Here is a 24,928-nt window from a genome sequence, read left to right as displayed (position 1 = left end):
TGAAATTCCTTGTTTCATCAAAAGTTATAATTATAAAAAAGTACCGCTATTCAAAGCGGTACTTAGCTTGATTTTCTTAAAAAATTGGTCTTTGAAAAGTCATAAAAATCAAAATGGCTGCTAATCCCAGATAGACTATTAGGGCTAAAAATCTTTGTGGCTTACTAAATGCATTGCGTTCGCCTGAAACTGGTAGAATCACCGCACCTAAAGCTCCACCAACAAGACCACCTAAGTGACCAGAAAGACTGATTCCTGGTAAGAAACTCATGATTAGATTGACAGCCAGTAGGCTCATATAGGATTGCCCCAACTGCTGAAGATAGTAGTTTCGTGTGGCATAGCGCAGAACGACGACTGACGCAAAGAGACCAAAAAGCGATGTAGAGGCTCCTGCAGCCAGACTGTTTGGTGAAAAATATACGACGAATAGATTCCCCATCACCCCAGACATGAGATAGAGCAATAAGAATTTCCATGGTCCGAAAATATCTTCTATCTGACGGCCAAGGAAATACAGAGTGAGCATATTGACCACAAAATGCTCTAAACCAATATGGACAAAAATAGCAGCAAAAACTCGCCAAAACTCTATAGGTATCTCTTGGATTGTATAGCCATGTACTGCCCCAAAGCGATACAAGGCTTCCGTACTACTATATTGGAAACCGTAGAAAAGAAACATTAAAGCAAAGACAAGGCTCGTTATGATCAATAAAATACTTGTCACTGGGTAGTTTCTATCGTAGATTTGTTTCATATATGATTAACTCCTTTACCGAGACATCATGCAGATCCGGTTTAAAATTCGCTAGCTGAATTTGATAAAGCGTACTGACACTAGCACCAGAAAAATCAGCCAGATAACGGTCATAGTAGCCACCGCCGTAACCGATCCGAAATCCTTGAGAATTGAAGACCACACCTGGCACATGAATCAGATCAATTTCTGTCTTATCCACAGCCTCTTCACTTATCGGCTCCATAAGACCAAAGGAGCTTTTTTGTAGGCGACTTTCATCATAATCAACAAATATCATCCGCCCCTGGCCATAGGTTTTGGGCACTAAAACCCGCTTGCCGTCCAACTGAGCCTGCTTGATAAAGGCTGCGGTAGAGACCTCATGTGGCATAGAAAGATAAGTTGCGATGACTTTAGCTTCTTGATAAGCTCTTGACTGGAGCATGTGTTGGGTCAGCCAGCCATCTGCTTGCTCTTTTTCTTTACCCGACAGTTTCTTCATCTGGTTCAGTACAGTTTGTCTCAGCTCTTTTTTCATGCAACCCGTCCCTCTTTTCTTATCTGTCATTGACTTTATAATCTAGGAATTTCCCAATCTTTTCAATAGCAAAGGGCAGTGCCGCCTCATCCGGTGTCATCTTTGGATGATGAAGGGCATAGGGACTGTCCACTCCCAGCCAGAACATGACGCCCTTGACCTTGCTGAGTAGATAGCCAAAATCCTCACCTGTCATCGCCGGAGCAATATCAATCAGCTCCACTCCGTCTTCCTTCTGGAAAAAGTCCATCAGTTCACCTGCCAGATCAGGATGATTTTCTACAGGCAGATAACCGCCTTGCTTGAGTTCCAAGTCCAATTCCAGACCGAAACTTTGGGCTATCCCCTCTGCTATTTCCCGTAAACGTTTCTGGGTCAAGAGGTTCATCTCCTGAGTCAGAGTCCGAATGGTACCATGCAAAAAGGCTGTTTCTGCGATGACATTGTTGGTCGTGCCAGCATGGAGTGAACCAAAGGTTATAACCGCTCCCTCGATAGGATCGACATTGCGGCTGACGATGGTCTGCACTTGGGTGATGAAGTAGCTAGCCGCCACCAAAGCATCATTGGCTTCATGAGGAAAAGCCGCATGGCCGCCCTTCCCTCTAAAGGTCAACTTGACTTCACAGGTACCAGCAAAGAGGGTTCCTCTGTTAGTGGCAATATCACCAACTTTGAGATCCGGCCGCACATGAAGTCCGTAAAATTCATCTGGCAGCCAATCGCCAAAAGCACCGTCTTCATACATGAGCATGCCACCAGCCTCATTTTCCTCAGCAGGCTGAAAGAGAAAGAGCAGATTGTGGGTAGGCTGAGAGCTCACAGCTTGCTCTAGCAGGCCTAGAGCGACCGTCATGTGCATATCGTGTCCGCAGGCATGCATTCGGCCTTCATGGGTACTAGCAAAGTCCAGACCTGTCTCCTCGACAATCGGAAGACCATCAATATCTGTCCGCCAGCCAATCGTCTTATCCGGTGAACTGCCCTTGATAAAGACCAAAATACCAGTTCGCCAAGTTCGGATTTCCACAAAGTCTAGATCAGCAGTTATGCCTTCAATGACCTGCATCAGGTAAGCATGAGTCTTGTATTCTTCCAGACCGATTTCTGGTATTTGGTGTAAATCTCGGCGAATTTTTAGATAATCAAGCATCATTTATTTCCTTTATTGTCTTATCAAACCAGATAAAAGTCTGACCGCACCCAATCAACTTCAGGCGCGGCACTGTTATTTATGCAATATTAAAGTGTGCGAAGAGCGTCTTCTAGAGCTGTCTTCTGCTGGGTCTTCTCATCAATGGTCTTGATAATTCGAGCTGGAACACCAGCAACCACTACATTTTCAGGAACATCCTGAGTCACAATCGCACCAGCCGCAACAACGGAGCCACTGCCAATTTGTACACCTTCAATCACAACCGCATTGGCACCAATCAGCACATTGTCTCCAACCCGAACTGGCTCAGCGCTAGCTGGCTCAATGACTCCCGCTAGAACTGCACCTGCACCGACGTGGCTATTTTTTCCGACAATAGCTCGGCCACCCAGGATAGCACCCATATCAATCATGGTCCCAGCGCCAATCTCTGCACCAATATTGATGACTGCCCCCATCATGATAACAGCATTGTCACCAATTTCGACTTGATCACGGATAATAGCACCTGGCTCGATACGGGCATTGATGTCGCGCTTGTCCAAAAGTGGCACAGCCGAGTTACGAGCATCTTGCTCAACGACATAGGTCTTATTTTCCTCTAAGTTCACTAGGAGGGGCTTGATTTCTTCCCAGTCTCCAAAAAGAACATTGCCTAATTTCACAACAGACCAAGGAATGGTACCGTGCAATTCTCCGTTAAAAGTTACCTTGACAGGAGTCTTTTTCTTGGCGTCAGCGATAAATTTGATGATTTCTTGAGCATTCATTTTAGTAGCAGACATAATAGCACCTCTTTGTTCTTTCTATTTTTTGAACTAGGAAAGAGGCAAGTCTCTCCTAGCTATCTAATGTTTTCTATTATAACACAATTCGGTCAGTCAGTTTGAACTTTACTAGACATCGAAATCGTTTTTGGATTCTTGGACCTTTTTCAAATGAAACTTTCCATCCTTGTCCCTTGCAAATTCCAAAAGGACGAAGGTTTTATCCTTTGTTTGGTAGGCCATGTTCAAAATAGAGTAGCCTTCAATGTTTGATTTATAATACCTTTTGGGAACTCCCACTTGATCAACTATCTCTATATCCGTGATGCCTTTTTCTTCATCTGGGCTAATCCCTCTAAGAAAGGCAAGCCTCTCATCCGTCAGATATTCTTTTTGAGTAGTATCATAAGAAACACTGACAAGATGTGGACCAGAACCTCTGTTCCAGAATTGAATAACAGCCACGCCTCCGCCTTTTAAATTATAAGTCAGTGACAGCAATTTGTCCTTTTTGCCCACTTTCATTTCGTTGCTAGTTTGGGCTAAACCATATTGACGAACAAAATCAGAGACGTGAAGGTTTCTAGTCCCATCCTTTTCAATCTTATACTTTACAAAGTCAATCCTCTCCCAATCCAAAGCCTTAGCATTTGGAGAACTATACTTTGACTCTGCTCCCATTGCCTGATCATCTTTATGAGAATTGAGTCCCTTCCCAATTAAGATAAAGAGTCCTATAACAAGCGTTAATACTGCTACAGCAATTAACTTTGAAGAGAAACGAGAAGTCGGTTTTAGCCTTTGCGTTCTTGCTTCTTTAGCCTTTGATTGATGATCTGATCTACTAGAACCTAAATTTTGTTTCAGTCTCGGTTTTTTTACGTCCTTGGAATTCAATTCCGATATTGGTGTAGCTGGCTTCTCCGAAATGGCTTCATTTGTTGGTTTGGCTTCCTCATTGCGCTTTGATGCAGGTGCCGAGTCAGGCATTTCATTAGAATTTCTTCTCGAAGATTCTTTTGTCTTGCCAAATCGTTCCTTATGTTCTTTTCGTAGTTTGTCTAAGTCTCTTTTTTCCATTCTCTTATCCTTTTTCTCCCTTAAACGAAATCAATATCCTTCTATCTAGTTCCCTATCTCCATATATATTCTAGTCCTTCTCGGATACTCCAAGTAAATGCCACTTCATTATCAATATATATAAAAATCTATCTCAATATTGCTACATCTCCCCTGATTGTAACATATAATCAGTGAAAGGAAAACCGCAGAATCTAGAAATGAGTCCCTTAGGGATACCCTAAAAAATGAGAAATACAAACATTCCCCTATTAGATTTTCTGAGTAGTTAGGTTAGTGAATCCATTTCGACTAAACAGATAAAGACCTGGAATTTCCATTCCAGATCTTTCAAAAAATTTTATTCAAACTTTAAGCTACTCGCTCTTCATACCTTATCAGGAACCTCCAAGTAAACGAGACTAAGTTGCTTCTCAATCGGCTCCTTTTTTAGCTAAAAGGAAATCTCCATCTGCCTGTTTAACAAAGGTCAACTTGTACTCATCCGAACCCGATGAGTTGAATTGAATCCTCATTTTGGTAATTACTTCATCTGTTTCAATATCTTCCCCTGCAGACATCGTCAGATATAAGACTGCATTATCCCCGATGACTTCCTTATAGGAGACCCCACCTTTACCTGTTTTTGGATCTCCCACTTTCAGCTTATCATAATAATCAGAGGGCATATAAGCGGCTTTAGCCTTTCTGTAATCACCTGAATAAGAAATATTTTGTAAGTAGTAGCGATCACCTTCCTTCTTAAAGGCAAGCTCCATTTCACGAATTGAGCGATAGTAGAAACTATCTTCATCCTGGTCATAATCATCTAATTCGCCCCACTCTAAATCAATTCTATCTCCTCGAAACGAACCTTTTATAGCCTTACCATACTCATCAAGAATATCTTCTATGGGAGTTCCTAAATCTGGCTTATCGTAATAACCAAACTTAAGAGTAGTGAGATTATTGATATCCCAACTAAAGTCTGACTTTTTGGGGTTGATGTATTCAGCTGCCACATCTCTTTTTGATTTACCCGTATCAGCTTTTAAATTGATGATTGGATAGAGGCGTTTGGTCAGATTCATATCCCCTGTAGAATAACCAAAAATTAGACCAACTATCAGCCCCAAAACCGCAAAACCTGTGATACAAATAAGCATTCGCCTTTTTCCTGCTTTCTCTTGATCACGATTTTCAGGCACGTCAAATGGTATCTGTGATTGATTTATATTCATCTTTCATCTATCTCCTCTATCTTAATCTCGTTCTGTGCCAATGTATAAGAATTCCCCATCCGGTTGTGCTAGGAATCGTAATGTCTTATAATCATCATCAACTTCATAGAATACCTTTGCAATCACTCGATTAGAGATATACTTTTCTCCATTAGCAGTAATATCGTTTTCCGTTTCAATTTGGATAGATTGTCCATGTTTTTTCAATAATTCTGATAAAGGAGTCCCTCCCTTGCCTGTTTTTGAATCTCCTTTTTTCAGACTTTTAAACTCTTCATTTGTCAATTTATAATCTTTTGAATTGTCAGTATCCTTTTCATCTTCATCTTCGTCTTCATCTTCTAGTTTCTGCTTATCATGGAATTCGCCTAGCGCATAAGCTTGTACATGCTTTAAATAATAATTGTCACCTGATTTTTCAAAATACATAGTGACGCTTTGACTTTTTGAAGACTTCGATCTATCCCAAGAAAGTTTAATCCCCTTCTTTTCATAATCCACACCAGAAGCTAATCCATAGGTATTAACAATTTGATCTGCAGTTAATCCATGACCATCCTTATTGTTATACTTCAACAAGCCAAGATCTTTAAGAGAAAAAGTAAAGACAACCCTGTCTTTCTCTGTGATAAAGCCAGTTTCTGTATCTTTAGCTTCAGCCTTGGCTCGTTCTATACGTTTATATCGCCTAGTATCAGCTTCGGACTTGAATGATTGTCCCCAAAGATAGCCAACACCTCCACCAATCAGTCCAGCAATAAAAGCAGCAAGGACTGAGAAAGTGATCAACTTAATCCAACCGCGTTTAGCTTCCGATTGACGTTCTTGATGATTTTCCTCTTGAGAAACTAAATTGTTTTCTTTCTGATCAGGTTGTTGATCAGTTTGTCCTTCTTGCGATTTAAAAGGCTTTTTGTCCTCTGTTGTCATAACATCTCCTTTACTAGCCATTTTCACCCACCACTCTCCTCACTTTCGTGAATAAAGTCTGACGTGCAAAATTTAAATGTAATAGTTCTAATATATCATAAAATCACAAGATTGGCCAACGCCCCAATAGATAAAGTGGACTATACAAAAAAGACCTCTTTCGAGGTCCTTTCATTTGTCTATTAAAGGCGAGCGTTCAATTCTTTGCTCAATTCTTCAAATCCCGGTTTTCCAAGAAGGGCAAACATGTTGCGTTTGTAGGCTTCAACACCTGGTTGGTCAAATGGGTTGATGGCATTCAAGTAACCTGAAAGGGCGATGGCCAATTCGAAGAAGTAGATAGTGTAGCCAAGAGTGAAGGCATCTTGCTCTGGAAGAGTCACGTACATGTTTGGTACATCACCGTCAGTGTGGGCAAGAAGAACACCGTCAGTCGCTTTTTTGTTTACAAAGTCAACGTCTTTACCTTGAAGGTAACCAAGTCCGTCAAGGTCTTCTTCCAAAGTAGGTATGATCACGTTCTTACGTGGTTTGTCAACACGGACAACTGTTTCAAACATGATACGAGTTCCTTCTTGGATAAATTGACCCAATGAGTGCAAGTCAGTTGAGAAGTTAGCTGAAGTTGGGTAAATACCTTTTTGGTCTTTTCCTTCTGTTCAGGCACACCTTATGGATGCATCTGCTGGAAATTCCCTTGCACTGGCTGGCTAGTTTGATTGACTTCAAGCTCTTTGCGCTTGACCTTGACCGTCTTTTTCTGGCATGCTTTTATCCTTATAAATTTTGTTGATTTGTCATATTGCGAAAACATTGAAAAACAATGACAAATTTTACAATATTAAAACATAAATTATTTTCCCTATCAAAAAGGGAGTGGGAAAGAACTTCAAACAAGTTAAAAAGTTCATCTTCCCACCCCCCACAGTTGATCAGGCAATCTTTGGGGCTTAAAAAGCGAAGGAAGATGCCAATCAACCACCGCGTCATCTATTTTTTCTAATTTAGACCCAGAAGCCTGGACTTTTTGTCCAAGCTCTGAATCAATTTTTTAGACTTTTATTTTTCTAAATTGCTTGATTTTAAATTTTGTTATGGTCAAGCAGTTTCGAAAATCTGAATGGTAGAGTCCTTTTCAATTACTACTGCTTGGTCTGCTGCAACATGGAGAGTGCCCGGCAGGCTGCCCTCTTTTGAACCATCAAAAGAAATCGTGATATGGCCCAGTCCAGTTAAATTTTTTTCTACTACATTTCCTACGGCAGTAATCGAATATTCCTGACTATCTACCACCAGCTTTCCACCTTCTAGTATTGCACCTAGAAGATTTTTGTTATCGATTTTAAAACAATACTCTGCTAAGTCTTCCGGAGCTTCTTCTCCAAACAAAATGAGCATATTGGCATCTTGAATCATATTCTGAGCTTCAGGCCCCACTTGAATTACTTTAGCTTCAAAAATTTTCTTCATCTAATTCCTATTCATCCTTTCTCAAATCTGTCATAAACTTATGCTTATAGATAAGTTTAACATAATAGTTGCTATGTTTACGTGCATCTATCAAAGGTTTACTGATAAAGGCCAATACTAGCTATCCAAGCTACTAGCACCCGCGGAACACCATTGAGAAAGCGTGAATAAAGCACAGAAGGGACACCAACCTCAACTGTTTCAGCCTTGGCTTCAGATAGACCGAGTGCTACAGGAATGAAATCACAACCGTTTTGAGTGTTGATAGCAAATATAGCTGGCAGAGCCATTTGGGGCGGAATATTCCCTTTGCCGATTTCAACTCCAATTAAGGTTCCAATAATCTGACTGATAACAGCTCCGGGGCCTAACAAAGGAGATAGGAATGGCAAGGAACAGATAAAGCCAATCAAAATGAGTCCCCAGATGTTCCCAGCTAGGGGAACCATTAATTTTGCCAGCCAATTTCCAACACCTGAACCTTGAATAACCCCAATCAGCAAGGAAACAAAGGCCATGAAAGGAATGATCGTGTTGAGCATTGTTTGGATGGCTTCACGAGCAGCCTGGTTGAAAGTCGCAACGACCTTCCCAGCGCCCATCCCAATTCTTGCTACAATACTTGTTTCAGCTTTTTGCTCTGTAATTTTTTTACTAGTATCGTAAGTTGGCTTTTCTGTTACCACAGTTGTCGCTTTTTCGTCTTCATTAGCAGCAGAAATTTGATTAAGGCCAACTGCTGACACATAGATTTCCTCGGTTATATATTGAGCTAGAGGCCCACTTTTCCCTGTAGCGACAATATTTATTGTAGGGATCCCCTTTTTAGGATAAATACCACAGCGAAGAGTACCGCCACAATCCACGATTGCTAAAGCAATTTCCTCATCTGGGATAGAAGTTTTAAACCCATTAACAGCTTCCATACCGGTCAAATCAGCAATTTTATCCACAATATCTGGCTTTTCTCCTCCGCCAGTGATATAGATGAATTTATGCTTAGCTTCACTAGGTGTAATGACCAAAGGTCCTCCGAAACCGCCATTTCCTTTAACAACTTTTATACTCTTATATGACATAATTTCACTCTTTCTATAAATCAAATGTTTTACTCAAGGTAACACCTTGCTGTTTTGCTACATAAGCAGTTGTAAAATCGGTCACCCAACCGCCTACAAAGTTCATGACAAGCCCAACAAGCATGTAACGAATGGCTAAGTCCATTTGACTTAAACCTAAAGTTTGAATTCCTGTTGCAATTCCCATCCATACAAACAATTCCCCAGGATTGATATGCGGAAATACACCATTTGAAGTATGGCAGAACTGCATCTGAGCTGCTACAAAACTAGGTTTATAATATTCTGGTAAGAAACGTCCCATACTGATTGCCATCGGATTCCCCAGCATAAAGGCTGAAATGAAAGGTAAAATCATATACCGGCTAACAGGATTTTTAGCAGAAATCTTAGCCAGGGAATTGACCTTCTCTTCTCCCAAGAAAGCGATAAGGGTATTCATTGCAATCAATAGCATTAAGACAAGTGGTACAATATTTGTCATCCAGCTAATAAAGGTTTCTCCACCTAATTGGAAGAGTTTCATAAAACTCTCTGCAAAATTTGTAATGTGATTCATAAGGAACTCCCTTTCTTATTTTTTTTAAATAACTGTTTAATAGATAATTGTAAGTAATTCGCATAAAAGCCGAATCCCAGAAAAGAATCAGATGAACTTGTCTCTTTCTCAATACCTGCCTCATGCCAAAGATAGACTTTTCTAGCATCTTCTATGGCTGATTGCATCAACTTATTTTCTTTTCTCACAAGAGGATTATACTTGTCAAAATAATGGATGTCTTCTCCAACATAATCGTCCATATTTTGAAAACGTGCTAAGATTGTGACTCCTTGCATTTTGCTAGCTTTAAGAACCCGACCGTTTTCATCAACCGCGAACATGACAATCGTACCGGATTTGATTCTTCCGGACTTCCTGCCAATCGCTACGCGCCCCAGTCTTCGGAGCATCGTATAGGTCTTATTGAAGTCTTTGAGTTGCTGCCAGCCGAGGAACATTTGAAATATATAAGCTGCCATGACAAATACAGCGAAAATTATTAGCGAATTCATTAAAATACTCCTTTGCTCTTAGAAAATGATAGAAACTCTGTCTCTGTTTCTACAGCCCTCAATGCTTCTTTTAGAGAAGGCTCTCCTGCAATTCGAAAAATGTCGTCATACAATTCCAGCAATTCACTCTCCATTTTGCTTTCAATTTCTGAGGGAATGGCGACTAGAAAGATAAATTCAATCCAATCATCTCCTTTTTGATAAGGCTCTTCTAGCTTTCCAAACATTAAAATAGTCTTTGCATAACCCTGGTTAATTGTATGGGGGAAGGCAATTCCTCCACCAAAAATGGTTGATTGTTTTTTCTCCCTATCAATTATCCGATTTCTAAAACCTTCATCAATCATCTGAAGTTTCTCTAACTCTGCAACCATATTTAGCAAGTATTGCTGATAGGTTTTTTGGGGACTCAACCGAAGAAAACGTAAGCTGACTGTTTCTAGATTTTTTTGATGAAAAGCATTGACCCTCTGCCATTCTTCCTGCAGCCATTGATCATCAAAAAGATGATTAACTTGAATGACTGGAGATTTAGAATCTTTATATTTTAGAGGAACTGTCGTAAAAATCGCGAAATAGTCCTGATTCAAATCCAGATTAAAATCTTCTTCAGAATACTGAGTAATGTCTACATCATTTCCAAGGATTCGTCTGAGTTGCTGAATAATCATCGCAGCAGTTCCTCTTCCTGTTGTGCAAACTACAGCTATCTGCTTGCGAGAACCATTTACAACAGAGTTTTGCTTTCTTAAAATCATTTCAAAATACAAAGCCAGATATCCGATTTCAGATAATTCCAATTCAGAACCAAAAATTGCAGATAGTTCTTCTCCAGCAATTTTCGCCATTTCAAAAGCAAAAGGATATTGAGTTTGAACCTCGCCATGGAATATATCATTAGCTTGCACATGGAAAATCAGTCGATTGATTAAGGGGCCTAGATGAGACTTGATTTCTTCAAATAATTCTTCATCATCAAAGTTAACCAACATTGTTTCTTTGACTTTCTTGACAATCCCTTGAAAAATGTTTGCAAGCTGTTCAGATTGATAAGACGGCTTGCTTAAAGTGTCAATAAAACGGATATTAAACGGAAAACACAAAAAGTCTATTTCAAACTGACTGAGGGAAATCTTATAAGTCATCTCAATATGATAGATTAATTTTTCAACCAAAGGTGTCTCTGTTAAATCATTCCTATAGTAAGGAATAGGGCAACTCAACACCCTAGATGCATGAATACGCTCCACCATAATTGAAATTGTCTTTCGAAGGAGTTCCTTTGTTTCTTTCGGGATTTTATACTCCTGGAGTAGCGTCTCCAGAAAAGAAGATGTTGCCTCGGTGAGTGTCTTTCCTTCAAAGTAAGGGGCCACTTGGTGAATATAGAGCAAGCGCAAATTCAGCTCGGACCCCAAGACCTCCAGCCCACGGTTGGGCTTTCCTGAAATAGTGATAGAGTAACTCTCTGCCAAAGATTTTACTTGTTTTAAATCCTTATTAAGGGTACTTCTACTAACACCTGCTTCCTCAGCCAAGTCGTCAATAAGAAGAGGGGAGGTTGACTTAATTAAACGTTTTAGTAAATAGGCAATTCTTTTACTGGAAGAATTGAAGTCACTCTCCCGTTTTAAACTACCAGATAAAATCCCTTCCAACTCAGTATAGTCATACACCTCTAACATTAACTTATCATCTTGTGAGATAATCTGGATACTCGGAGCCAAAACATCATTTAATTGTTGGATACTCTTTTGCAAGGTTTGCATACTAATATCCAGCTCTGAGCGCATATCTACTAAGGAATAAGTTGGCTGTGAGACCATTTTTTCTAAAATGTTATACCATCGATTTACTATGGTCAACTCTCTTCCTCACCTTCATTTTTTTAACCGCGAGTTTTCCCTCCGGCAATATTTGTAGTGACTCCAGTTATATAGCTAGAACGGTCTGAAATATAGAATGCTACAAGGTCAGCTACTTCCCGTAGTTTACCACTTCGTCCCAAAGGAGTTGTTGAAGTTGAAGCATAACCAGCTCGAATATCTTCTACCGTCTTTCCACGGGTATAAGCAAGAGCTTCCTCATAAGAAAGAGTTCGAAGTCCCGTAGCTTCCATAATTCCTGGAGCAATTCCAACCACACGTACACCATGCTTACCCAGCTCTTTTGCCCATGAACGAGTGTAACTATAGACTGCTGCTTTTGTGGCAGCATAGGCACTTTGTCCTTCAGAACCTTCCAAGCCTGCTTCTGAAGCCATGTTCACAATTACACCTTTTCCATTTTTCACTAAAATACGTCCCACTGCCTGACTAACCAGATACAAACCTTTTTGATTAATCATCGTTACTTTTTCGAACGTCTCATCGTCCAATTCGTAAGGACCTTTAGGATTTTCTGCATCGATTAATAATCTAGGGATATTAATCCCTGCATTATTGACCACTGCATCAATATTGCCAAATCTTTCAACTATTTTGGCAACACCCTCTTCTACTTCAGAGCGAGAAGTTACATCAACTTTCACAAATAATAGATTTGGATGACGCAAATCGTTGTCGCTAAGATCGAAATTCGCTACATTGACACCTAATTCCAGCAATTCTTCAACGATTGCCTTACCGATCCCAGATGACGCGCCAGTCACAAGAACTGTTTTGCCTTTTATGTTTAACCAATCATTCATTTTGATACCTCTCAAATTTTATTTACAAGGCAATTATACAGCGCTTTCATAAAAGAATTAAGACACTCTTTTTTATACTGTTCAAAAAAATAATAAACTAATTATGAGGCTTGTAGTAAAAAATCCACAAGAAATGAACTTGTGGATCTCTTTTTATACTCTAAATGAACTCAAGGCATATAAGAATCAAAGGCGTGCATTCAACTCAGCACCCAGCTCTTCAAAGCCTGGTTTTCCAAGAAGGGCAAACATGTTTTTCTTATAAGCCTCAACTCCAGGCTGGTCAAATGGATTGATACCATTCAGGTAGCCAGAAAGAGCAATAGCCAACTCAAAGAAGTAAATAGTGTAGCCCAAAGTGAACTCATCTTGCTCAGGCAGTGTCACAAACATATTTGGAACTCCACCATCAGTGTGTGCTAACAGCACTCCATCTGTAGCTTTTTTATTGACAAAGTCAACATCTTTTCCTTGCAAGTAGCCAAGACCGTCCAAGTCTTCTGCCAATTCAGGAATCAGCACATTTTTGCGAGGTTTATCTACACGTACAACTGTTTCAAAGAGGATACGGGTACCTTCCTGGATAAATTGTCCCAGAGAGTGCAAGTCTGTTGAGAAGTTGGCTGAAGTTGGGTAAATCCCTTTTTGGTCTTTCCCTTCTGACTCACCAGCCAGTTGCTTCCACCACTCAGAGAAGTATTGCAGAGATGGTTCATAGTTAGCTAGAACTTCTGTCAGATAACCTTTACGGTACAAGATATTGCGTACAACTGCATATTGATATGCTTCATTTTCAGCCAACTTATCAGAAGCATAAGCCTTGCGAGCAGCATTTGCTCCTTCCATTAACTTGCTGATATCAGCCCCTGCAGCTGCGATTGGCAAGAGTCCCACTGCTGTCAATACTGTAAAACGACCACCTACACTATCAGGCACTACAAAAGTATCCCAGCCATTAGCATCTGCTTCAACCTTAACTGCACCTTTAGCGCGGTCTGTAGTTGCATAAATCCGTTTATTTGCTTCTTCCTGACCATACTTCTTAACCAAGAGTTCTTTGAAGACACGGAAAGCAATAGCAGGCTCTGTAGTCGTTCCTGACTTAGAAATAACGTTGACAGAGAAATCTTTGTCTGATACATAGTCTACCAAATCAGCCAAATAGCTTGAAGAAATAGAATTTCCAGCATAGAGGATTTGAGGTGCCTTGCGTTCTTCCTTGCTTTGTAGATTTACAAAAGAATTATTCAAGAAATCAATAGCTGCACGAGCTCCTAAATAGGAACCACCAATACCGATTACGATCAATACCTCACTATCAGATTGGATTTTAGCAGCAGCCTTTTGAATACGAGCAAATTCATCTTTGTCATATTCTTCAGGCAAGTTCAACCAACCAGTCATTTCTGCCCCAGGACCTGTACCATTTCGCAGAGCAGAATCTGCAGCAGTCACTTGAGGCTGCATATAATCTAGTTCATGTGGTGCTACAAATTTATCTAACACCTTTGAGTAGTCAAATTTAATATGTGACATGTTTATCCTCCAATTGTTCTTTTCTTTTATGATAACGCTTTAAGAAAAAATAAGCAAGTGCTTTCACTATTTTAAAACGTTTACATTTTATATTCTATACTATTTTTCTAAATAAGCTAACCTTAGGACATAACCGAGAGCACTCGTTTGCGTAAGTCAACAAATTTTAGGCCTATTGAGAAGAACAATTTTGATTGACAAGAAAACAAATACGCTTCTTAAGATTGGATGTCAGCTGAATTCATTTCAGGTCCGTTCAAACTAGATTCGCTGCTCCAATATTCATCTGCACCTTTTAGGCTTGATTCATTATACTTCGGAACCTAGTTCTCACTTTGTTCGAACTGCGTCAATGCACCTAAGTTCATCCGCGTCCGTTGGACTTGATTCACTAAGGGCTATCATAGGTTTACAGCTTTTTCCCTAACGGGAAAAACTGCATCCATTGCTCTAGGATTCGTCTGCGTCCCTTGGACTTGACGCATCAAGAGCAATAGAAAAGAGCACACAGTTCACTTCGCTTAGGGCTGCTGGATTCCTCCCCTGACCCGCTTCACGCAAAACTGTTGCTCCATGAATAGTATATCATATTTTTTTACTTTTGGCGACGATTTCTGAAAAAATCTTGCATGATTTGAGCGCACTCTTCTTGGAGAACACCTGCCTCCACCTCCACTCGGTGGTTTAGTCGTTCATCTGTTAAAATATCATACAGGCTACCAGCCGCACCAAACTTTTGATTTGGTGCTCCGTAGACAACATGAGGTATACGTGCTAGGCCGATTGCTCCGCTACACATGACACAGGGTTCAATGGTCACAAAAAGCGTTGTATCCAGCAAGCGCCAGCTATTCTCATGCTGATTCGCCTCTTCTATTGCCATAATTTCCGCATGCATAACCGCCCGCTGCAACTCCTCACGTGCATTATGCCCACGACCAATAATCTGACCGTCTTTTACGACGACACAACCGATAGGAATCTCGTCATTTTCTAAAGCAATTTTGGCCTCTTTCAAAGCCTCCTGCATAAAATATTCTTTTTCTTCTTGACTATAGTTCATAGATTTTCTGTTATCTTTCAAATTCTCTTCTGCTCTATTATAATGTTTAGAGCCAAAAAAAGCCACCAAGAATCTTGGCGACTTTTTAGGAGATTATGAAAAATTTTAGGATAGGTATATCATAAACTCCCTTACTTAAAGAAAACTTAAAGTTTTTTAGAAATTCCGATTGGATCGATTATAGCCGTAGCGCTCCATAAAATCTTCACGGAATTCTAACAAGTTATCATCCATAATAGCTTGGCGAACTTTCTTCATAAGGTTTACTAAGAAGTAAAGATTGTGGTAACTTGTCAAGCGAAGACCAAATGTTTCGTCAGCCTTGAGCAGATGGCGGATATAAGCCCGCGTGTAATTGGTACAAGTGTAGCAATCACAGTTATGATCCAATGGCGTGAAATCTTCTTCAAACTGGGCATTTTTGACGACTAATCGTCCTTCGCTAGTCATACAGGTACCATTTCGGGCAATGCGAGTCGGCAAAACACAGTCAAACATATCCACACCACGGATAACACCATCAATCAAGCTATCTGGCGCTCCCACTCCCATGAGATAACGAGGCTTATTTTCAGGCAACATAGGTGTTGTGAAGTCCAGCACCGCATTCATCTCTTCGTGAGACTCACCAACAGCCAGTCCTCCGATAGAGTAGCCTGGGAAATCCATGCTGACCAAGTCTTGAGCAGACTGGCGACGCAAATCTTCAAAGCCAGCCCCCTGAACAATACCAAAGAGACCTTGGTCGTGCGGACGGCTGTGGGCCTTGAGTCCACGCTCTGCCCAACGGCTGGTCCGCTCAATGGACTTTTTGACATAGTCATAAGGCTGGTAGAACTGCGGGCATTCATCAAAGGACATCATAATGTCACTGCCCAGATTGTTCTGGATAGAGATAGCCTTTTCTGGCGATAGGAACATCTTGGAACCGTTGAGGTGGTTCTTGAAGGTTACCCCTTCTTCTGTGATGTTTCGACTATCAGCTAAAGAATAGACCTGGAAACCACCACTATCGGTCAGAATAGGTTGGTCCCAGTTCATGAACTTGTGCAGACCACCTGCACGGGCAATTAGCTCATCGCCTGGACGTAGCCAGAGATGATAAGTATTGGCCAAGATAATACCCGACCCCATTTGCTTGAGTTCCTCTGGTGACTGGGTCTTGACTGTCGCCTGAGTGCCGACCGGCATAAACATAGGCGTTGGGAAGGTCCCGTGAGGTGTGATAATCTCTCCCAGACGGGCACCTGTGTGTTTTTCTTTTTTGATCAATCGATATTGAATCGGTGAATCTGACATTTTTACCTCCGACGCTGGGAAAGACAGTCCCAGATCTTATTTTTTGTGGAAGATTCCACAAGATACTGTATGATTTTATCAAAAAAAGCCCCGTCTGTCACGGGGTATGATATAATAGATAGCATTACTGGAGGTTTTTATGAATTTACGTCAACTAAGGGCTGAAGCCCGTCTCCTACAAAGGAAAATACCAGGACTCCTACTTCTCTTTTTCATCCCGATTATGATCTTGTTGCTTAGCAATTTTTTGGGTGATTCGCAAGAGGATTTGATGGAGTATTTCGCGTCAGTTGATCTAAAACAGGCTTTCTATCTTGAAGTTAGTCGCGGTCTTTTCTCTCAAGTTATCAATTTCGTCATCTCTCTTTTTATCATTTCAGCGTCCTATGCTTTAATTGATTTGTTGCGCAGGCAAACTGAACAGTTGAAGTTTTCGGACTCTCTGCGTGCTTTTTCCAATCAAATCTTTACTCCCCTTGTACTTACTTTGTTTTGCAAGCGTCTGATTTTATTTTGTTGGAGTATTTTACTTTGGGTTGGCTCTGTCATTTCTATATTTACGAGCTACCGCATCCTCTATATCTACAATCAAGCTCCTAATAATCAACTGTCTGATCAAGCCATTCAGCAGATTAGCAACTACTCGCCTTCTCTGTTTCTGGGCTTGCTTCTCGTTACTCTAGGCTTGATTATCTCCCTTCCTCAGTGTTATGCTTATTCGCAAGCTGAGTTCCTTCTTTACGATCAACTTAAAGAAGGAACTTACCAAGGTCCGCTTCAAGTCCTTCGTCAAAGCCGGCTTATGATGAAGGGATATAAAGACAAACGCTTTATACTAGATGTGAGCTTTATCGGCTGGCAGGTTTTAATGTTTCTGACCCTTGGTCTTGCTGGAATCTATGTTATCCCCTATATCCATACTAGCTCCGTCCTCTTTTATGAGCAATTAAAAGCCCTAAAAAATAAAAGCAACTCTGCTTGAGTGTACTGACCCCAAAAAGTTAGACAGTAAATCTAACCGATTGGGGGTAGTTCATAAGGCAGAAGTGCTTTTTGTTTGTACGCTATTTTAAGCCAGCTCGACTTTAAAGACCAATGGCAGATTAGTCTCAACTTCAGACAAGAATATCCGTAAACCTTGAGAAGTTTGCTCCCATTTCAGTGCTTTTTCATAGTCTAGCAAGGAGACACTTTTTATAATACCGTGAAAACGAGAGGAGGGATTTTCCCTTTCATCCGCCAAGGCTTCTACTGTCAGCCATTGATCCATAACTGGCTCCATTGCAAATACATAAACAGAACCTCCCTTGGCTGTAAAACGGAAATCTTGATGAGTATAGGTTACAGTATCATCATCTGAAAATGGTCCACTAGCCGGCTGCGTCGGCCCTTCTCCAAATTGTCTCCAAGCATAGGAGTCATATATCGCTGGGCCATTCACCTCCAGCCAAGCTCCTATTTCCTTTAAGATAGCCTGATCTCTCTCAGGAATCGAACCGTCTCCTTTAGGTCCGATATTGAGCAGGAGATTCCCATTTTTAGAAACTACATCGATCAAAGTTTGGATGATTTCTTTAGCTGATTTATAATCCAGTTGCTCTGTGTAGCCCCAAGAATTGCGTGCGATAGCTGTATCTGTCTGCCAAGTGAAAGGCTGTATCTCCGCAAAGCCACCGCGTTCCATCTCAACAATCCCAGACCCAAAAGCCAGAGCATCGTGCTTGTAGCAAATACTAGCCGGCTTACCGGTCGCAACTCCCAAATTATAATAATAGGCCGCAAAAAGTTTCAAATGTTCTTTAAAGGCTATATGTTGAATCCACCAATCAAAGTACAAAATCTCTGGCTGATAATCTCGGACAAGCTCACAGGTCCGCAAAAGCCAATCATCTAAAAATTCTTGATCAGGATAGGGCTGACCAAATAAATCATGGTGATCTGGCTCTGGCATAGCTGGCCAATAAAGTTCATCTCGGCTGACTTCTTTAGCAATGTCACTATCGAATTCTTTCCCATGTGAGAAGAAAAAATGATGCTCAGCCCGATGGGAAGAAGTACAGAAATGAAGATGGGCTTGATCTGTTGCCTGCTTTAACTCCTGTAAGATATCCCGCTTTGGCCCCATTTCCACACTATTAAAAGGTGAGAGCTGACTTTCATAAAGCTGGAAACCATCATGATGCTCAGCTACTGGAAAGATGTAGCGCGCCCCAGCCTCTTTAAATACCTGTACCCACTCCTCCGCCTGAAATTTTTCAGCAGTAAATAGAGGGATGAAATCCTTATAACCAAAATCCTTGTGGGACCCATAGGTTTTGACGTGATGTTCAAACTCGGCTGTACCTTGGATGTACATATTTCGAGAATACCACTCACTCCCAAAAGCCGGGATACTATAAAGCCCCCAATGGACAAAAATCCCAAACTTGGCTCCTTTGAACCAGTTGGGCACCTGATAGGTCGCAAGAGAATCCCAGTCTGGATAGAAAGGCCCTTGATTGGCAACTTTTTTGATTTCTTCTAAGCTAATTTTCATCGCTACTGCCTCATTAGTTTATTTTAAAACGCTTTCTTTTATTCTACCAGTTTTTTGGAAATTAAACAGATTATTTTAGCAAAAAATGATTCTAGATTTGCTTATCCATCATATTCACTCCCATCAAAAATATATTCTTCCGTATGAGGTAGTAGGGTTATCTCATCCTCTTGCTTGACATGATGGTAATCTTGAAAATAGAGAATCTTTTTTCTCCTGCATAAAAAAGTGGGATCATAATCGGTTTTCCATTTTTGCAAATACGATAAAAAATCGCACTGTCTATCATATTTTCAATAAAAATACCATCCTGCCCCTCTGAGATCAAACGTTGGAAACGGGCTAATAGCTTACCATGATGATCATATAAAGCGATCGTTGTAAGACCTAGCGGTGTTTCTTCTAATCTTTTTGGAAGCATTGTTTTTTCCTCCTTCTACTGAGATTATACCGATTTCCCCTTGCTCAAAACAGGACATGGATGTCACTATGATATTTGATGCTTTTAGCAAAAAACTCTTTTTCTAAAAGACTCATTTACAAGAGGACTTTAAAACCTGAACTAGAAAAAAGAAGGCTAAAGCAATGTTCAACCTTCTTTGTCTTTGAATCTGTGAATAGGATCATTTTGCAGGCAATTAGTTGTTTTCACAGATACACATCATTTACTAATTTGCCACTCGGTAGTATGGATGAAGTGCTACGTCAGAACTTTGACCAATAATTAAACGATCCTGATTTTCGTCTACTTGATGTACAGCCTCATCTTGACTATAGGCATCTGGCAGACGAATACCACCTGGCACTAGTAGACATAGAGCCCCACTCAAATTTTTGGCTCGGAACTCTCCAATATATAGCCCATCACGTATTTCTTTTAAAAGTATAGCCCCATCTTTGTTCGTTGTCCCATTATTGTAAATAACCAGCTTGTCTCCTTGGTCATTTTGCCAAGTTCCCGCAAGACTAGCGAAGTTTCCCTGTGCCAATTCATCAAAGTTGAAATTGGACTGTTGATTAGTGCTGTCTTTGCTCTGGTCTGCCTCAGAGGAAGGGGGAGTATCTTCTTTTTGACTAGCTTTGGAATCCTGGCTACTTGAGTTGGCCGTAGCCTTTTCCTTTGTGGATGATGTTGCTGATTTTTCGCTGGATTTGGTAGTCTGAGTAACCTTGCTTGAGCTTCTAGCAGTACTTTCTTGCTTATTCCCACAAGCATTGAGAATGAAGCAAGTCGTTAAAGACATAATAACTAAAAGAGTAAATTTTATAGTCTTCATCGCTAATTCTCCTTTTTGTAACAAAAGAAATATTTTGTAATTTAATTGTAATCTTTTGTAACATATATGTCAATAGTTTTTTGATTATATTTTAAATTTAATAGGAGGCTACAAAAAAAGTGACACTTAAACTGAAATGTCACTTTTAAAATTGGGTAAAGATTAAAATCCGTCTAAATCTTGACAAATTCGCTGAAAAGCTGTCTCAAGCGAATCCTCATCTGTGAAAAAGACTTCCTCTTCCCAGCCTAAGAAATCCCGTTCTTTCCACCAGCGCTTCATGTCGGCTGGGGTAAATTCTTCTTGTTTCGCTCTGGTCTGATGACGGCGGACCGTTTCTTCAAAAGTCAAATCATAGTAATACGCTAGAGTCTGAGAACCAAATAAATTCCGCAGTAGCTCTAGCATCTGTCCGTATATGTCTGTCTCATAAAACCCTTCTACCAGAACCAGCAGATCATGTTCATAACCGAAGCGAGCCAGCGTTTCCGTCAGGTCAATAGACAAATTTCCCGGCTCAACCTTTTCCTTGAGCATGTCCCGTCTAACCGTATCCTGCGATATTAAGAGAGTTCCTCGACCGTAGTGAGCATGCAGTTTTCTGGCCAGGCTAGACTTGCCAGAGCCCGAATTGCCACGAATGATAACTAACTTGGCCATCTTATTCGCCCAGAATCAAGCGGGTATGCTCGCGTTTAATACAGCGGTCCATGACAATATCGTCTCGACCAGCTGCCCGCAAAATCTGCTCGGCTTCCTCACTCTCCAAGCCCAACTGAGCCCAGAAAACCTTGGCATCAGCCTGCAGAAAATCATGCGCCACATCCGGCAAAAATTCACTGCGGCGGTATACATCGACAATATCCACTGGGAATGGAATGTCTTTGAGACTGGCATAAACAGTCTCACCAAAAATCTGACGGCCCGCTACCCGCGGATTGACAGGGATAATGCGATAGCCCCGTTCTTGCATCTCTTTGGACACACGGTTGCTGGTTGTTTCTTCGCGGTCAGACAGTCCGACAACAGCAATCACTTTGCTGTTTTTCAAATAATGCTTGACGATTGCATCGCTGGGATTTTGAAAATGATAAGTCATAGATTTCCTCCTCATTCATAATAAAGCTGGATAATTTTGCAGTGTTTGCGTCTTAACTGAGTCTGAGCTAAAACCTCGGAAAATAGATAATCCGTTCTAGGAGCATCGCTTCTCCGTCCGAATTGCTAATTTTCAGTCGGTTTTGACTCTCTTTGTATCTTGTCTTACTTCGCCTCGTACCAAGTCTGGCCGGCATTTTCATCAGCTACCAGTGGAACGGCTAGCTCAATCGCAGCTTCCATAGTTTCTTTGACTAGCTGGCAAACGGCTGTTAGCTCGTCATTTGGCACTTCCAGCACGATTTCATCGTGCACCTGCAAGAGCATGCGAGACTTGAAATTTTTCTCTGTCAGAGCTCGATCCAGATTAATCATAGCGACTTTGAGAATGTCTGCGGCCGATCCTTGGATCGGGCTGTTAATGGCTGTGCGCTCCGCAAAATTTCGGATGTTAAAGTTGCGGGAATTGATGTCCGGCAAGGAGCGGCGGCGATGGTAAATGGTCTCTACATAGCCCTTATCACGCGCTTCACGGACGATGGTTTCCATATAATTTTTGATTCCTGGGAAACGCTCAAAATAAGTCTGAATATAATCTTTGGCAGCCTTGCGAGAAATGCCCAGATTATTGGCCAGACCGAAGTCGGAAATGCCATAGACCACTCCGAAGTTGACAGCCTTGGCATTACGACGGTCATTAGGTGTCACATCCTCTGCCTTTTCAATACCAAAGACCCGCATGGCGGTAGCCGTATGAATATCTTCTCCATGCTGAAAGGCAGCAATCAAATGCTCGTCCTGCGAAATGTGAGCCAGCACCCTCAGCTCAATCTGGGAATAATCCGAGCTGAGAAGCACACTGTCTGCCCACTCCGGTACAAAGGCCTTGCGAATGAGGCGCCCCTGCTCCAAACGAACGGGGATATTCTGCAGGTTCGGGTCAACCGAGGACAGGCGACCCGTCTGGGTCAAATCCTGAACATAGCGAGTGTGAATCTTGCCGTCAGCCGCAATCGCCTCCTGCAGTCCGATGATATAAGTGGACTGGAGCTTGCTGATTTGACGGTATTCCAGAATCTTAGATACAATCGGTGCAATCGGTGCTAAACGCTCCAGCACATCCACCGCTGTCGAGTAGCCCGTCTTGGTCTTTTTGGTGTACTCCAGCGGCAACCCCATATCCTCAAAGAGAATGGTTCCCAGCTGTTTCGGCGAGTTAATATTAAACTCCTGACCAGCCAGATCATAAATCTCCTGCGTCAGGCTTTCCAGCGTCTTTTCATTTTCTGCCTGCATGCCCTGCAGGGTTTCCCGCTCAACCTTGATCCCCGCAATCTCCATCTTAGCTAAGACAAAAGCCAACGGCTGCTCCATTTCAAGCAACAAATCCAGCTGATCGTGGGAACGAAGCTGTTCTTGCATCGGCTCTTCTGTTTCCAGCAGCACCTGGATCTTACGAGCTAGATGCTCAAAGAGCTGCTCTTGCTCCGGCAAAGCGCGCTTGGCTCCCTTGCCATACACCTCGTCATCAGTTGGCAGGATTGTTTGGCCGTAGAGGCGAGCAATAGTCGCCAGCTCATTATCCTCGACCGTCGAAAGCAAATACTTGGCTAGGCGCGCATCAAAGGAGGCTGCTGGTAGTTCAATGCCGTAATGACTGAGCAGTACCTTGGTCCGCTTGAGGTCGTAGGTTTTTAGAGCTGTTTTTGTCAAAAACTCCTGAAAGAGAGGTTGTTGCAGTAAATCGCTGGAGCCGACATAAATCTGACGGCTATCGCCCCAGGCAAGACCGACAATCTCTTCCTTGTGGTAGTTGTCACCCAAGATTTCAAAATAGAAAAATTGCTCCGGTGCCAACATATCTGCTGTCACCTCAGTCACTTTGGTAAATTCAATTGGTTTGACTTCTACTGGCTCCTGAGTAGTCCCTAGCTGAGCTTTGAGCTGCTTGAAGCCCATCTCGTCGTAGAACTTGCTCAGAGCCTCTACCTGCGGACCCTTATAAACCAAATCATCTAGCCCGATTTCAATCGGAGCCTGAGTATTGATGGTGGCGAGGGTTTTAGACAAGAAGGCCTTGTCCTTGTCATTGATCAGATTTTCCTTCATCTTAGAAGCCTTGAGCTGGTCAATGTTTTCATAGAGATTTTCCAAAGAACCATACTCCAAGAGAAGTTTGAGACCAGTCTTCTCACCGATCTTAGTCACACCGGGGATATTATCCGACTGATCGCCCATCAGCGCCTTAAGGTCGATGAACTGCTCTGGCGTGATGCCCATTTTTTCCATGAGATAGGCTGGGGTAAATTCCTCAAACTCGGCCACACCTTTCTTGGAAATCTCCACCACTGTATTATCATCCGTCAGCTGAATCAAGTCTTTATCGCCGCTGACAATGGTCACATCGTAAGGCACAGCTGTTTTTTCAGCCATCTTGTCCAATGTTCCGATGATGTCATCTGCCTCATATTGAGCCAAGTCATAGAAGTGAATGCCTAGGTGCTTCAGCATTTCACGGATAAAAGGTAGCTGCTCACGAAATTCATCCGGTGTCTTGGCCCGACCAGCCTTATAGTCAGCATACATCTCGGTCCGGAAGGTCGTCTTACCAGCATCAAAAGCTACTAGAACATGAGTCGGCTGCACGCGCTCCAAGAGATGATTGAGCATGAGGTGGAAGCCATAAATGGCATTGGTATGCAGGCCCGATGGACTCTTGAAACGGTCGATTTGATTATAAAGCGCAAAAAAAGCGCGAAAAGCAACGGACGAACCGTCGATTAATAATAATTTATTCTTATTTTCCATAGGTTTATTATAACACGAAAGGCGGACAAAGACAGAAAAGTCGGCGTGGAAAATAGAAAGTGATTTTAACTACTCCTCTGTGTTATAATAATAAAAACTGGAGGTAAAAGATGTTTCCAATCCGTATTACAACTCTGATGACTGAAGAAGTTTATAAAAGATTTTCTTGGGCTATTCTCGTGCGACGAAAAGGATTTGTATTATACATAATCATACTGATAATCGGACTGTTCACCTACGTAATGTTCAGTCCGTTAGAGAAAAAGATAATTTCTATCATATTGGCTCCTCCTATTTTCGCCTCTATGTACTATTTTGGCATGAATTATCAGATTAAGAAAGCTTATCAAAAAAATCCTTTATTTCAGAACATGGAAGTCACTCTGATATTTGACAGAGAGGCTTTTATCGCAAGAAATATACGTGGAGAATTTCGCTATACCTATGATGATATTGTCAAAGTCATTATGACAAAGCAAGATTTTTATATCTTGATTGGTGAGAATACTGGCTTCCCTATTGAAAAAAAGAACTGCACTCCCGAGGCTCTTGAGTTCTTGCTGGAACTTCACATTGAGCATATGTAA

Annotated in this window: 24 protein-coding genes, 1 other RNA gene and 1 pseudogene; 2 read left to right on the top strand and 24 right to left on the bottom strand. The window is 41.5% G+C overall.

Translation table 11 applies throughout. The features are described 5' to 3' along the window. Positions 1 to 76: 76 nt before the first annotated feature. The 18 genes and pseudogenes from PCY09_RS04775 to tgt all read right to left on the bottom strand — a co-directional run bounded on the left by PCY09_RS04775 (position 77) and on the right by tgt (position 16,622). Complete coding sequence (locus PCY09_RS04775) at positions 77 to 760, bottom strand: rhomboid family intramembrane serine protease (RefSeq protein WP_125396788.1); 684 nt, start codon at positions 758 to 760, stop codon at positions 77 to 79. Beyond that, positions 741 to 1,280 (bottom strand): 5-formyltetrahydrofolate cyclo-ligase, encoded by a 540-nt coding sequence (locus PCY09_RS04770; RefSeq protein ID WP_045634464.1) that lies wholly within the window; start codon positions 1,278 to 1,280, stop codon positions 741 to 743. The genes PCY09_RS04775 and PCY09_RS04770 overlap by 20 nt, the downstream gene beginning before the upstream one ends. Before the next feature lie 19 nt (positions 1,281 to 1,299). Next, a complete protein-coding gene (locus PCY09_RS04765; protein ID WP_045634465.1) occupies positions 1,300 to 2,433 on the bottom strand; it encodes an N-acetyldiaminopimelate deacetylase in 1,134 nt (377 codons plus the stop codon). An 89-nt stretch (positions 2,434 to 2,522) separates the two neighbouring features. Then, on the bottom strand, positions 2,523 to 3,221 hold the full coding sequence (dapD, locus tag PCY09_RS04760; protein WP_011999700.1) for a 2,3,4,5-tetrahydropyridine-2,6-dicarboxylate N-acetyltransferase: 699 nt from the start codon (positions 3,219 to 3,221) through the stop codon (positions 2,523 to 2,525). Positions 3,222 to 3,332: 111 nt separating this feature from the next. Beyond that, positions 3,333 to 4,283: a hypothetical protein gene (locus tag PCY09_RS04755; protein WP_045634466.1), complete on the bottom strand. Its 951-nt coding sequence runs from the start codon at positions 4,281 to 4,283 to the stop codon at positions 3,333 to 3,335. Positions 4,284 to 4,696: 413 nt separating this feature from the next. Further along, the gene (locus PCY09_RS04750; protein WP_061601658.1) at positions 4,697 to 5,503 is read right to left on the bottom strand and encodes a hypothetical protein; all 807 of its coding nucleotides are present in this window, start codon (positions 5,501 to 5,503) and stop codon (positions 4,697 to 4,699) included. A gap of 21 nt (positions 5,504 to 5,524) precedes the next feature. Beyond that, positions 5,525 to 6,433, bottom strand: coding sequence for a hypothetical protein (locus PCY09_RS04745; RefSeq protein WP_125396787.1), 909 nt, complete (start codon positions 6,431 to 6,433; stop codon positions 5,525 to 5,527). Between the two features lie 182 nt (positions 6,434 to 6,615). Then, positions 6,616 to 7,092: pseudogene (gene pgi / locus PCY09_RS04740) on the bottom strand (glucose-6-phosphate isomerase); the annotation flags it as partial. A gap of 439 nt (positions 7,093 to 7,531) precedes the next feature. Continuing rightward, positions 7,532 to 7,903 (bottom strand): PTS glucitol/sorbitol transporter subunit IIA, encoded by a 372-nt coding sequence (locus tag PCY09_RS04735; RefSeq protein WP_008808177.1) that lies wholly within the window; start codon positions 7,901 to 7,903, stop codon positions 7,532 to 7,534. A gap of 98 nt (positions 7,904 to 8,001) precedes the next feature. Beyond that, positions 8,002 to 8,982, bottom strand: coding sequence for a PTS glucitol/sorbitol transporter subunit IIB (locus PCY09_RS04730; RefSeq protein ID WP_020992831.1), 981 nt, complete (start codon positions 8,980 to 8,982; stop codon positions 8,002 to 8,004). Between the two features lie 13 nt (positions 8,983 to 8,995). Continuing rightward, a complete protein-coding gene (locus PCY09_RS04725; protein ID WP_001015684.1) occupies positions 8,996 to 9,541 on the bottom strand; it encodes a PTS glucitol/sorbitol transporter subunit IIC in 546 nt (181 codons plus the stop codon). Beyond that, positions 9,538 to 10,035, bottom strand: a complete 498-nt coding sequence (locus PCY09_RS04720; protein WP_001086645.1) for a transcriptional regulator GutM — start codon at positions 10,033 to 10,035, stop codon at positions 9,538 to 9,540. Before PCY09_RS04720 ends, PCY09_RS04725 begins: the two co-directional genes overlap by 4 nt. After that, complete coding sequence (locus PCY09_RS04715; protein ID WP_080713450.1) at positions 10,035 to 11,861, bottom strand: PRD domain-containing protein; 1,827 nt, start codon at positions 11,859 to 11,861, stop codon at positions 10,035 to 10,037. The genes PCY09_RS04720 and PCY09_RS04715 overlap by 1 nt, the downstream gene beginning before the upstream one ends. Positions 11,862 to 11,923: 62 nt before the next feature. Next, positions 11,924 to 12,724, bottom strand: a complete 801-nt coding sequence (locus tag PCY09_RS04710; protein WP_001000837.1) for an SDR family oxidoreductase — start codon at positions 12,722 to 12,724, stop codon at positions 11,924 to 11,926. Positions 12,725 to 12,910: 186 nt separating this feature from the next. After that, positions 12,911 to 14,260: a glucose-6-phosphate isomerase gene (locus PCY09_RS04705; RefSeq protein WP_008808173.1), complete on the bottom strand. Its 1,350-nt coding sequence runs from the start codon at positions 14,258 to 14,260 to the stop codon at positions 12,911 to 12,913. A 485-nt stretch (positions 14,261 to 14,745) separates the two neighbouring features. Beyond that, positions 14,746 to 14,843, bottom strand: an RNA gene (gene ffs / locus PCY09_RS04700) — signal recognition particle sRNA small type. A 12-nt stretch (positions 14,844 to 14,855) separates the two neighbouring features. After that, positions 14,856 to 15,323, bottom strand: coding sequence for a tRNA adenosine(34) deaminase TadA (tadA, locus tag PCY09_RS04695; protein WP_048775963.1), 468 nt, complete (start codon positions 15,321 to 15,323; stop codon positions 14,856 to 14,858). A 156-nt stretch (positions 15,324 to 15,479) separates the two neighbouring features. Further along, positions 15,480 to 16,622, bottom strand: coding sequence for a tRNA guanosine(34) transglycosylase Tgt (gene tgt, locus PCY09_RS04690; RefSeq protein ID WP_045505222.1), 1,143 nt, complete (start codon positions 16,620 to 16,622; stop codon positions 15,480 to 15,482). Positions 16,623 to 16,761: 139 nt separating this feature from the next. Between tgt and PCY09_RS04685 the strand changes: the two genes are divergently transcribed. Continuing rightward, complete coding sequence (locus PCY09_RS04685; RefSeq protein ID WP_125396785.1) at positions 16,762 to 17,604, top strand: DUF975 family protein; 843 nt, start codon at positions 16,762 to 16,764, stop codon at positions 17,602 to 17,604. An 87-nt stretch (positions 17,605 to 17,691) separates the two neighbouring features. Here the strand turns inward: PCY09_RS04685 and PCY09_RS04680 are convergent, their stop codons facing one another. From PCY09_RS04680 to polA, 6 genes are all read right to left on the bottom strand, one after another. Further along, positions 17,692 to 19,158, bottom strand: a complete 1,467-nt coding sequence (locus PCY09_RS04680; RefSeq protein WP_125396784.1) for an alpha-L-fucosidase — start codon at positions 19,156 to 19,158, stop codon at positions 17,692 to 17,694. Positions 19,159 to 19,315: 157 nt separating this feature from the next. Further along, entirely contained in the window at positions 19,316 to 19,579 is a 264-nt protein-coding gene (locus PCY09_RS04675) for a hypothetical protein (RefSeq protein WP_125396783.1), read from the bottom strand. Between the two features lie 247 nt (positions 19,580 to 19,826). Further along, positions 19,827 to 20,435, bottom strand: coding sequence for a DUF6287 domain-containing protein (locus PCY09_RS04670; RefSeq protein ID WP_061599862.1), 609 nt, complete (start codon positions 20,433 to 20,435; stop codon positions 19,827 to 19,829). Between the two features lie 162 nt (positions 20,436 to 20,597). Beyond that, positions 20,598 to 21,095, bottom strand: a complete 498-nt coding sequence (locus PCY09_RS04665) for a kinase (RefSeq protein WP_061583164.1) — start codon at positions 21,093 to 21,095, stop codon at positions 20,598 to 20,600. A 1-nt stretch (position 21,096) separates the two neighbouring features. After that, on the bottom strand, positions 21,097 to 21,534 hold the full coding sequence (locus PCY09_RS04660; RefSeq protein WP_125396782.1) for a CoA-binding protein: 438 nt from the start codon (positions 21,532 to 21,534) through the stop codon (positions 21,097 to 21,099). A 164-nt stretch (positions 21,535 to 21,698) separates the two neighbouring features. After that, positions 21,699 to 24,341 (bottom strand): DNA polymerase I, encoded by a 2,643-nt coding sequence (gene polA, locus PCY09_RS04655; protein ID WP_125396781.1) that lies wholly within the window; start codon positions 24,339 to 24,341, stop codon positions 21,699 to 21,701. 110 nt (positions 24,342 to 24,451) lie between these two features. Between polA and PCY09_RS04650 the strand changes: the two genes are divergently transcribed. Continuing rightward, positions 24,452 to 24,928 (top strand): YcxB family protein, encoded by a 477-nt coding sequence (locus PCY09_RS04650; RefSeq protein ID WP_125396780.1) that lies wholly within the window; start codon positions 24,452 to 24,454, stop codon positions 24,926 to 24,928.

It is taken from the genome of Streptococcus sp. SG2 (genome assembly GCF_030439925.1).
GTDB classification, from domain to species: Bacteria; Bacillota; Bacilli; order Lactobacillales; family Streptococcaceae; genus Streptococcus; species Streptococcus gordonii.
This window is presented reverse-complemented; position numbering and strand designations above follow the sequence as displayed.

Bases quoted from the DNA above. Each gene is read 5' to 3' on its own strand.
- PCY09_RS04775 (WP_125396788.1), bottom strand. From the start codon at position 760: ATGAAACAAATCTACGATAGAAACTACCCAGTGACAAGTATTTTATTG.
- PCY09_RS04770 (WP_045634464.1), bottom strand. From the start codon at position 1,280: ATGAAAAAAGAGCTGAGACAAACTGTACTGAACCAGATGAAGAAACTG.
- PCY09_RS04765 (WP_045634465.1), bottom strand. From the start codon at position 2,433: ATGCTTGATTATCTAAAAATTCGCCGAGATTTACACCAAATACCAGAA.
- dapD (WP_011999700.1), bottom strand. From the start codon at position 3,221: ATGTCTGCTACTAAAATGAATGCTCAAGAAATCATCAAATTTATCGCT.
- PCY09_RS04755 (WP_045634466.1), bottom strand. From the start codon at position 4,283: ATGGAAAAAAGAGACTTAGACAAACTACGAAAAGAACATAAGGAACGA.
- PCY09_RS04750 (WP_061601658.1), bottom strand. From the start codon at position 5,503: ATGAATATAAATCAATCACAGATACCATTTGACGTGCCTGAAAATCGT.
- PCY09_RS04745 (WP_125396787.1), bottom strand. From the start codon at position 6,433: ATGACAACAGAGGACAAAAAGCCTTTTAAATCGCAAGAAGGACAAACT.
- PCY09_RS04735 (WP_008808177.1), bottom strand. From the start codon at position 7,903: ATGAAGAAAATTTTTGAAGCTAAAGTAATTCAAGTGGGGCCTGAAGCT.
- PCY09_RS04730 (WP_020992831.1), bottom strand. From the start codon at position 8,982: ATGTCATATAAGAGTATAAAAGTTGTTAAAGGAAATGGCGGTTTCGGA.
- PCY09_RS04725 (WP_001015684.1), bottom strand. From the start codon at position 9,541: ATGAATCACATTACAAATTTTGCAGAGAGTTTTATGAAACTCTTCCAA.
- PCY09_RS04720 (WP_001086645.1), bottom strand. From the start codon at position 10,035: ATGAATTCGCTAATAATTTTCGCTGTATTTGTCATGGCAGCTTATATA.
- PCY09_RS04715 (WP_080713450.1), bottom strand. From the start codon at position 11,861: ATGGTCTCACAGCCAACTTATTCCTTAGTAGATATGCGCTCAGAGCTG.
- PCY09_RS04710 (WP_001000837.1), bottom strand. From the start codon at position 12,724: ATGAATGATTGGTTAAACATAAAAGGCAAAACAGTTCTTGTGACTGGC.
- PCY09_RS04705 (WP_008808173.1), bottom strand. From the start codon at position 14,260: ATGTCACATATTAAATTTGACTACTCAAAGGTGTTAGATAAATTTGTA.
- tadA (WP_048775963.1), bottom strand. From the start codon at position 15,323: ATGAACTATAGTCAAGAAGAAAAAGAATATTTTATGCAGGAGGCTTTG.
- tgt (WP_045505222.1), bottom strand. From the start codon at position 16,622: ATGTCAGATTCACCGATTCAATATCGATTGATCAAAAAAGAAAAACAC.
- PCY09_RS04685 (WP_125396785.1), top strand. From the start codon at position 16,762: ATGAATTTACGTCAACTAAGGGCTGAAGCCCGTCTCCTACAAAGGAAA.
- PCY09_RS04680 (WP_125396784.1), bottom strand. From the start codon at position 19,158: ATGAAAATTAGCTTAGAAGAAATCAAAAAAGTTGCCAATCAAGGGCCT.
- PCY09_RS04675 (WP_125396783.1), bottom strand. From the start codon at position 19,579: ATGCTTCCAAAAAGATTAGAAGAAACACCGCTAGGTCTTACAACGATC.
- PCY09_RS04670 (WP_061599862.1), bottom strand. From the start codon at position 20,435: ATGAAGACTATAAAATTTACTCTTTTAGTTATTATGTCTTTAACGACT.
- PCY09_RS04665 (WP_061583164.1), bottom strand. From the start codon at position 21,095: ATGGCCAAGTTAGTTATCATTCGTGGCAATTCGGGCTCTGGCAAGTCT.
- PCY09_RS04660 (WP_125396782.1), bottom strand. From the start codon at position 21,534: ATGACTTATCATTTTCAAAATCCCAGCGATGCAATCGTCAAGCATTAT.
- polA (WP_125396781.1), bottom strand. From the start codon at position 24,341: ATGGAAAATAAGAATAAATTATTATTAATCGACGGTTCGTCCGTTGCT.
- PCY09_RS04650 (WP_125396780.1), top strand. From the start codon at position 24,452: ATGTTTCCAATCCGTATTACAACTCTGATGACTGAAGAAGTTTATAAA.